This is a genomic window from Caballeronia sp. BR00000012568055 (assembly GCF_029439455.1).
Classification (GTDB): Bacteria; Pseudomonadota; Gammaproteobacteria; order Burkholderiales; family Burkholderiaceae; genus Caballeronia.
The window spans coordinates 1-8,699 of sequence record NZ_JAQFVG010000030.1; the positions used below are offsets into that span (position 1 = coordinate 1).

Sequence of the window (8,699 nt, forward strand, 5' to 3'; positions counted from 1 at the left end):
GTATCCGAAACCGATGCCGAACAGCTTGTTCATCGCCGAGCCATGCATCCATAAATCGAGCGATGCGATGACCGAGGCCATCCGATCCGAACCGGATTCGTTCTTCCCTTCGAGCTTGTCCATCACCATCTGCTTCCACAGATCGGCGATATAGTCCTGCGCGAGGAACGCGATCACGCATAGCACCGCGAGCACGATCAGCGCCTTGATCGGATTGATACCGAGCTTGCGGATGCGGATGATCGAGTAAGCTGCATAACCGATCAGCACGGTAGACGACGTGCTCATCAATAGCGATGCGCCGATGATCCACACCGGCCACCGCAACCGCGATGTCGCGTTGAAGTAGATCCAGAACGGGAAGATCGACATGGCGTACATCGACGGTTCGCCGGTCAGTGCTTTCAGGCGCTGAATGTTCAATCCGCCGATGCTGATCTGCTGGAACGAACTGCCGTTCACCGTGCCGTCGGAACGCACCACACCTTTTCCGAACTGATCGCCGAAGGATCGATTGGAAATGAAGTCGCCCGCGCGGCCTGTGATGATGTAGAACACCACTTCATACATGCCGTATATCGCAAACACCGTCACGGCCGCGAGCAGCCACTGATCCCAGCGCGGCTTGTAATAGTGGTAGATGTAGGCCGCGTAAAGCAGCACCGCCGTCACGTAGAGCGACTGCGTGAACATGCTACGGCGCATGATGAAGGTGAACAGGTCGGTGTCATCGACCATTGTGACTTTGCTGAAGTCGGCGTCGTAGGGCGCGAGAATATCGGCGACTTGCGAGGTGCAGAACATCAGAACCCAGATCACCAGCGCAATGCCGAGAAAATGCATCCAGCTCTTGCGCTGACGGCCGCCGAACAGCAGCACGAGCGGCACGGACAGAAAGCACATGCCGTAACCGATCGTCGTGCCCTGAATGGACGGGAAGATCAGAAACGACGTTACCAGCATCGTGAAAGCCCAGATGCGGTAGTAATTGTCGATCAGAGTCGCTTTTTCTTTCATCCGTTCGCTCGTTCAAAACGCTTCAGCGCGTATCAACGTTTCAATTCGCCGACTTGAACGTGCTCGTGTAAGCCGCTGCATAACCGTAGCTGCGCTTGTTGCTGCGACGCTTCGGAATGGCGTTGAACACCGAACCGACCAGACGGCCGCCCGCGCGCTGCACCTTCTTCACCGTCTCTTCGATTTCCTCTTCCGTCTGAATGCCCGAACGCAGCACCAGCACGGTCGAGCCTGCATCGCTGGCGACGATGGCGGCGTCCGTTACCGCGAGGAACGGCGGGGTATCGACGAGAACGAGGTCGAACTGATCGCTCATGCGGGCGAGCATGTCGCGGAAGCCGGGCTTCATCAGCAATTCGGAAGGCTTCTCCGGATAGCCGCCGCACGACATGAACGACAAACCTTCCACGCCGACATAACGCAGCGATTCTTCGATCGGCATATCGCCCTTCAGCACGTCCGCGAGTCCGCCCGGATTCGATTGCTTGAAGAACGATGCAATGTGGCCGCGACGCATATCGGCATCGATCAGCAGCACGCGCAGGCCGACTTCCGCGAGCAGTACGGCCAGGTTCGCCGCGACGAAGCTCTTGCCTGCCGAAGGAATCGGACCCGTCAGCATGACGATATTGTTCGGCGCATTCACCAGATCGCGATACAACTCCGTACGCACCGCACGCAACGCTTCGACGGCCGGATCGTTCGGATAGCGCGATGCGAGCACGCGGGCGTCTTCCGGCACGTGCGGCATGGTCATGCCATCGTGCTGCTGTTGCGGATCGTACGACAGCGCCTTCGGCTCCGCGCGCGGCCTCTGCTGCGCGCCATAACCGAGCGATGCCACCGGCGATACCGCAATCTCATGATCGAGCATTTGCTGCTGACGGCTGAACAACACTTCGCCCAGCACCGGCACCGACAGACGACGCTCGACGAACATCGGGTCGGTGACACCGATCATCGCGTGACGGCGCAGGAAGATGAAGAACGTGCCGACGAAAAAGCCCAGACCCGTGCCCGCGACGATCACGAGCATCTTGTTCGGCTTGGTCGGATCGCGCGGACGCAGCGCGTTATCGACGATATGCGCACCACCGCTCGTGCTCGCACGGCGCACCGACAATTCTTCCGCCTTGTTGACCATGCCCATGTAGATGGTTTCGGCCACGCGCGCATCGCGCGTGAGCGTGGCGTTCTGGCGTTCGGACGCGGGCATCGCGTCGAAGCGCGACTGAATCTGCGCGTTCGACTTTTCCAGTTCCGCGATCTGCTGATCCAGGTTCTGCACTTGCGGGCTGCTCGGCTGGAACTTCTGCAGAGCTTGCGTGCGTTGCAGCTTGAGCGTCGCCAACTGCTGCGCCGATACGATGCTGCCCTGCAAATATGCCTGCGCTTCATTGACCGGCTGCACCGATTGCGACTGCGAACGGAACGCGCTCAAACGCGATTCGGCCTGCTTGAGGTCGCCTTCGAGACGCGGCAACTCACCGCGAATGAATTCGAGCGTCTTCGTATCGTTGGCCTGACGGCTCGCCACCGATGCGTTCAAATACGCCGCGCCAAGTGCATTGGCGACGTCGGCGGTGGTCTCCGGATCGTCGGACATGAACGTGATTTGCACCACGCCGGTATCTTTCGTCGATTCGGCCACCTTGATCGACTTCATCGTCGTGTCGATGGCGTTGATCATGTTGAAGCGCGTCACGGCAAAGTGCACGCCCGGACGGCCAACGATGTGATTGACCAGCATCGACACGCCATTCGCCGTTGCCGGACGACCGACCGTGCCGCGCAAGAGCGTTTGATCGCCGTCGCGCAGTTCGTATTGATTGCCTTCGAGCACCACGAGGTCGAGCTTTTCATTCTCGAGTTCCGGCGGCACGTCGAGCCGGCCGATCTGCAAATCTTCACCGCCCCATGCGTACGAGTCGAGACCGAACCACGCCGGTGCGAGATGCCCCTTTTTCGCGAACATGTTCGAGATCGAGCCGAGCAGCGGGAACGCATGCGGCTTCACCTTGATATCGAAATGGAATTGCTTCACCACCGGCTCGATCACCGAGCGGCTTTTCATCACCGAGATTTCGGCGGGCGCGAGTTGCGTGGCGGTTTGCTGCGGCTGCTGCGCCTGCATCTGATTGACCGGCGTGATGCCGAGCGCGTTCGGGTCCGGCGGATCGACACGCACGACGACGTCGGCGGAATAGATGGGCGTGGCAAGGAACGCGTAAGAGCAGGCGAGTGCGGCTGCTGCGCCCATGAAAATGAGCAGCATGCCGATATGATCGCGAAGCAGCTTGAGCATGTCGCTCGCGGTGAATTCACCGTCGTCCCTGCCCGAGCGCGAAGATCCGGAGGTGGCATAGAGCGTGTTCAAAGGCGGCATCCTCAGTTCAATGGTTTAAGCGTTGCTTCCGCGTCAAAAGCAGTGTGCCTGCGCCGCCTTTCATGGCCATGCGCGCGGCATCGAAATGTAGTGATCCGGCGAGCGGCCGGTAAGACCTGGGTATTGCGGGACGCGTGTTGCTCGATACTTATTTTCTTGCAACCTGTTCTTGCAAGCTGAAGCCTGAAACGGGCTTGTGTAGCACGAACCGTTCTCGATCGGTCTGGCGTGCCATGCTTTCGATAAAGCGCCCGACGTATCGCGTGAAGCTTCAGCCAAAGACTCTACGATACGTCTATAAAAATCAGCGTTGGGTTCATCTTCCGGCTGTAAGGTGAGTGCGTCTGTTAAGTAACGTACGTAAGAACCCGCGCAAAGGCAGGCACACGGCTTGCGCAGGGCCTTTTTCCAGCGATAATCACGGGTTTTGCTCGCGTTGTCCATCATCATCTCAGTGATCATGTCAGGGCATTGGGTTCGCCTTGATGAAATCGCGCACGACATCGAAACGCGGCTTGCGCGTCTTGCCGTCGTCGTGAATCACGCCGTAATTTCCATCGCCACCGTATTTTTCGTCGTCGTATAGCTCGTAGAGCGTGACGTTCTGCACGCCGTACGTTTTCGCCGTCGTGACGAATCCTTCCAACGCGTCCTTGCTGACGAGATACGCGCCGGGGTCCGCATGCGTGGGCCGCACGCCGTATTCCGTGATCCAGATCGGCTTGCCGTAACTGTCGCGCAAACGCTCCAGCACGTTGATCTTCTTATCGCCCGCCGCGAGGATCGAACCCATGTTCGAATACCAGTGCCACGCGGTGATATCCCAGTGCGGAATGGGATGCCCCTTGCTGCCATCGGGCTGCGTGCCCGCGAACAGCATGTCCACGAAACCGAAATGCAGCCAGCTAAAGGACGTCAGCAGGATCTTTGCGTCAGGATTGGTTTCGCGGATGCCTTTGATCAGACCGAGGATAGAACCGCGCGCCTTTTGGAACCGCGCATTGTCGTAATCCGATGGACTCATGCCGCTGCGGTCATCGCCGAGAATGGTCCAGTTGTCGTACTCGTTGCCGACCTGGTAGTACGTCACCAGCCCCTTCAGCGTGCGCCCCGCGATCTTGCCGAGCGCGTAGCCATGTTCATACGTGTCCTGCTCGTCGCGCCGCTTTTCCTGCTCGAACGGCGTGACGAGCGCCAGCACGCCGATGCACGCCTTCTGCGCCTGCTTCGCGAACGCGGCCACCTGATGCGCCGTTTCTTCACTCGATACATCCTGCGCGTACATGGTCACGCCGAGATCGCGCAATTGCTGAATCTGCAGCGCGTAATCGCTCATGCGATACGCGCCGCGATGCTCGATATGCCCCGCAACGCCGTAAAACACGCTTTTCGGACTATTGCCGCAGGGAATGGTCGGCGTGGCGAACGAGGGCTGCTTCATGATCGGCTGCTGCGTCTGCGTAGAAGGAGACGACGAAGAAGACGGACCGTTGCGCGCGAACAGCACCACGGAGCCGCATAACAGCACTCCGGCAAGCGATGCCGCGACGAGCAGGGTCCGTTTCAACATTCAGTCCTCATTCGATTCAGGGATATCACGCGGCTTCGCGGGCGCGCGGCAATGATTCGGTATCCGATACACTTTCCAGCAGCAAGACGCGCTGGGCTTGCGCATCGAATACGTCACGCGAAAAGCGTCTTCTGAACGATGCCGTCAGCGGTCCAATCGGAAAGTCCTGCGCGTTGCGCAAACGTTCGACGAATGCGTCGTGATCGTCGGCGGGGAAGAGCAGAGCGTCGGGCAAGTACGCATCCAGTCCCGACACGCGCGACACCACGATAGGCCGCTCCGCCAGCACCGATTCGATCATCACCAGCGGCACGCCTTCATAGCGCGAGGGCAGCACGAGCGCATCGCTTGCGACGATATAGGGCAGCACGTCCGCCTTCGGCCCGATCATTTTCACGCGTGGCGCCAGCACCGGACTCGATTCGATACACGCGCGCAAACGCGGCGCATCCGGCCCGTCGCCGACGATCAGCACCAGCGTGTTCTCGAATGCTGCGGGATTGCGCTGAATGGCTTCCAGCACGAAATCCTGGCGCTTCTGTTGCAGCATAATGCGCCCGATATGCGTGACGATACGCGTACCGTCATCCGGCAAACCGAGCGCGGCGCGCGCGGCTTTCTTGCTCAGATCGCTGCGGCTGAAGCGATCGTCCACATAGTTTTCGAGCGTCATGGTGCGGGCACGCGGCGCGAGCCGTTCGAGCTTGCCGCGCAGATAATCGTTGAGCGTGACGAATTCGTGCGGCATGCGATACAGCGCGCGCTTTACCATCCATTTGACGCGTTCGCCTGCGCCCGCGCGGGCCGGTGCATCATCGACGAGCGGGAGATAACTCACTGCGGGCACACGCGCAAAACGCGCAGCGAACAAACCCGCGAGTCCCGAAACGATGGTGCCTTGCGCGAGCAGCAACTTCGAGATCTGCAATTCGCGCAAGATGTCGGCGGTTCTGCGCGCCGCGCGCATGATCGCCAGCATATTGCCGCGCAGCGATTCCGCCGTATAAGTCAGACTGACCACCTTCAGCTTCGGATACGTCCGCGCCAACTCACTCACATGAGCATGCAGTTCCACATTTGCCGTCGGCACGAATACATGCAGCGTTTCGAGGCTGCCGTTCGAGACGAGCGCGCGCATGAAACGCTTGAGCATTTCCTCGTGACCGCCGTTGATACCCGAGTCGCAATAGATTCCTAACTTCACAGGCATTCCCCCGTCACCGCGTTTTATCGATGAACTGCATCAGCAGGCGCGCGCTTTCGGTCCAGCGATAATTCTGCGCGTGCTGCACGCCACGACGCCGCAAGTCTTCGCTCAACTCGGATGAATCGAGTATTTCGCGCAATTTGGCGGCGATGTCGTCCACAGAAAACGGATCGCAATAAACCGATGCGTCGCCGCAGGTTTCCGGCAACGCGCCTGCACGCCCGACCAGCGTCGGACAGCCGTTACGCATGGCTTCCAGCGGCGGAATGCCAAATCCTTCGTAGATCGAAGGATAGAGAAAGCATGCGGCGTTCTGATACAGCGCCTTGAGCTTTTCATCGCTGACATAGCCCGCCTGCTTGATATTCGGCGCGCTCGACAAATCATGCGCGCGCCCGAAGATCGCGGCGTTCTTCATACCAACGATCACGAGTTCGATGGATGGATCGTTCAGACGCATGAATGCTTCGACCAGACGCTTGAAGTTCTTGGTCGGATTCATGCTGCTGACCGCGAGCACGTAGCGCCTCGGCGTGAGCTTCAATTCATCGATCACCGAAGTATCCGGCACGATGTGATCCAGATGATCAGCCGCCAGCGGCACCACGCCGATCCGCTTTGCATCGATCCCGATGTGGTGCGCGAGACGAGCGCGCGAGAACGTCGAATTCGTCAGCACACAACTCGACGTGCGCGCAAGAATCCAGAACATCACGCGATACCATGTGCGGAATTTCCACGAGAAATGCGCGGGCGTGTCGAAGGTCGCCGCGTCGTGCATATAGATGATCTGATTGCCGCGAAAGATCGAGCCGGAATTGCTCAGATTGACGATGCGTGAACGGCCTGCAAACAGCGGCAACACCAGTTGTTCCCACAGCACGCCTTTGCCGAAACCGAGCTTCACGGTATCCACGCCCTGAACCGGGTCCAGACCTTCCTGCGGCGGCACGGCGAGCGTCACATGCGAACCTTGCGGCAATTGCACGAGCGCGGCCACCAGCTCGCGCGCCACGCGCTGCACGCCGGTAGTCTTCTGGCTCGTGAAGCGGCCGTTGTAGACGAGTTTGTTCGGTGCGATCGAAGTATCCATAGATTCGTGGTCAGTACTGCGATTCGGAAGTGGTTTCGAATTCAGCGAGTTCGTTCTCTTCGGCCGGTTCGCGTACAGCGCGGTCCGCGCCGAGTTCATAGACCGTGAGCCATTGCCGGAAGATCGCGTCCATCGAAAAACGTGCGCTGGCGGATTTGCGCGCTGCCGTGCCCATGCGCGCGCGAAGCTGCGGGTCATCGCGCAACTTCGCAATGTAGTGCTGCATCTCTGCATCGTTCGATGCGACGAAACCCGTCACGCCGTGCAGCACGACATCGCGATTACCGACTACATCGGTGACCACGGCGGGAATGCCGGCCACTTGCGCTTCGATCAGCGCGACCGGCATGCCTTCCCAGCGCGAGGTCTGCACGTAGATATCCAGTTCCGCCGTGAGTTCGAGCGCGCGTTCGCGCGGCACCCATCCGCTCGATGAGACCATGCCGCTCGGCAACTCGTCGGGCACTTCATCGCTCTCGCCGCCAATCCAGACGAATTTCGTCGATGCATTCGTCAGCCGTTCGGCCAGCACCAGAAACGCCTCGTGATTCTTCTGATACGAAGCACGACCGCTCATCCCGATCACCACCTTGCCCGGATGACTCTCCGTGCGCGGCGGAATCTCCTTCACGTTCACGCCGTTTTCGATCAGCCGCGTCTTGCGCGCGTGCATCTTCGTTTCGATCTCCTGAAGCTCGCTGGTCGAGCACGCGACGATAGTGCCGCCCATGCGCGCCGCAATGCGCTCGAAGCTCAGATAAGCAAACTGCTTGGCCGCCGATACATCGCGCCGAAGGAACGCGAGTCCATGCGGTGAATAGAACACGCGCGCACGCGGCGCCGCGATTCGCGCAGCGGCGCGACCCAGCACGCCCGCCTTCGACGAATGCAGATGCACCACCGACGGATCGCATTCGCGCAGCTTGCGCACCAGCGCCCAGAGGCTCGATACATCGTCTTTCACGCTGACTTCGCGCGTCATGTTCACGTAGGTCAGCTTGACGGACGGATGAAAGAGCCGCGAAAAATTGTCAGGCGTTTCCTGCCGGATCGAATGAAGGATCGTGACGCCGACCCCGGCGGCTGCGGCACGGTTGGACAACTGAGTCAGCATGGACAGCACACCGCCGCCAAAAGCCTCAGTGATATGGACAATCTCTTTCATATTGAACGCTCTTCGTTTTCGCTATTCGCCGTATGTCCCGCGGCGAATGCATTAGGAAAGGTAAGCGGTCCATGATTTATTTGTAAAAGATATGACACTTGCGAATAAAGTCCGTTAAGCGCGACCGAGATGGAAGCTGGTGTGTAAGTTCCATGCGTACGGAAATGCCAAAGACGACGCTGAGACCAGCGCCCTGTCGTAACGCATGCCATTCGGCCCAGTGCCGCTTTGGCGCGGCTTAGTGAAATCGATTCTTAAGGC

At 59.4% G+C, this 8,699-nt stretch carries 7 protein-coding genes; all 7 read right to left on the bottom strand.

All coding sequences use genetic code 11. From position 1 onward, the window contains the following. Positions 1–1,017, bottom strand: a 1,017-nt coding sequence (locus tag P7F28_RS02975) for a hypothetical protein (RefSeq protein ID WP_277182952.1), incomplete at its 3' end; no start/stop codon positions are given. A gap of 40 nt (positions 1,018–1,057) precedes the next feature. Continuing rightward, positions 1,058–3,322: a polysaccharide biosynthesis tyrosine autokinase gene (locus P7F28_RS02980; protein ID WP_370467225.1), complete on the bottom strand. Its 2,265-nt coding sequence runs from the start codon at positions 3,320–3,322 to the stop codon at positions 1,058–1,060. A gap of 141 nt (positions 3,323–3,463) precedes the next feature. Beyond that, positions 3,464–3,865, bottom strand: coding sequence for a hypothetical protein (locus P7F28_RS02985; protein ID WP_277182954.1), 402 nt, complete (start codon positions 3,863–3,865; stop codon positions 3,464–3,466). Position 3,866: 1 nt separating this feature from the next. Then, positions 3,867–4,973 carry a glycosyl hydrolase gene (locus P7F28_RS02990; protein WP_277182955.1) on the bottom strand — a complete coding sequence of 369 codons (1,107 nt, stop codon included), beginning with the start codon at positions 4,971–4,973 and terminating at the stop codon, positions 3,867–3,869. A gap of 25 nt (positions 4,974–4,998) precedes the next feature. Continuing rightward, the gene (locus P7F28_RS02995) at positions 4,999–6,183 is read right to left on the bottom strand and encodes a glycosyltransferase (protein WP_277182956.1); all 1,185 of its coding nucleotides are present in this window, start codon (positions 6,181–6,183) and stop codon (positions 4,999–5,001) included. Positions 6,184–6,190: 7 nt separating this feature from the next. Then, a complete protein-coding gene (locus P7F28_RS03000; protein WP_277182957.1) occupies positions 6,191–7,273 on the bottom strand; it encodes a glycosyltransferase family 1 protein in 1,083 nt (360 codons plus the stop codon). Positions 7,274–7,283: 10 nt separating this feature from the next. After that, complete coding sequence (locus P7F28_RS03005; protein ID WP_277182958.1) at positions 7,284–8,438, bottom strand: glycosyltransferase; 1,155 nt, start codon at positions 8,436–8,438, stop codon at positions 7,284–7,286. Between the last annotated feature and the right edge of the window lie 261 nt (positions 8,439–8,699).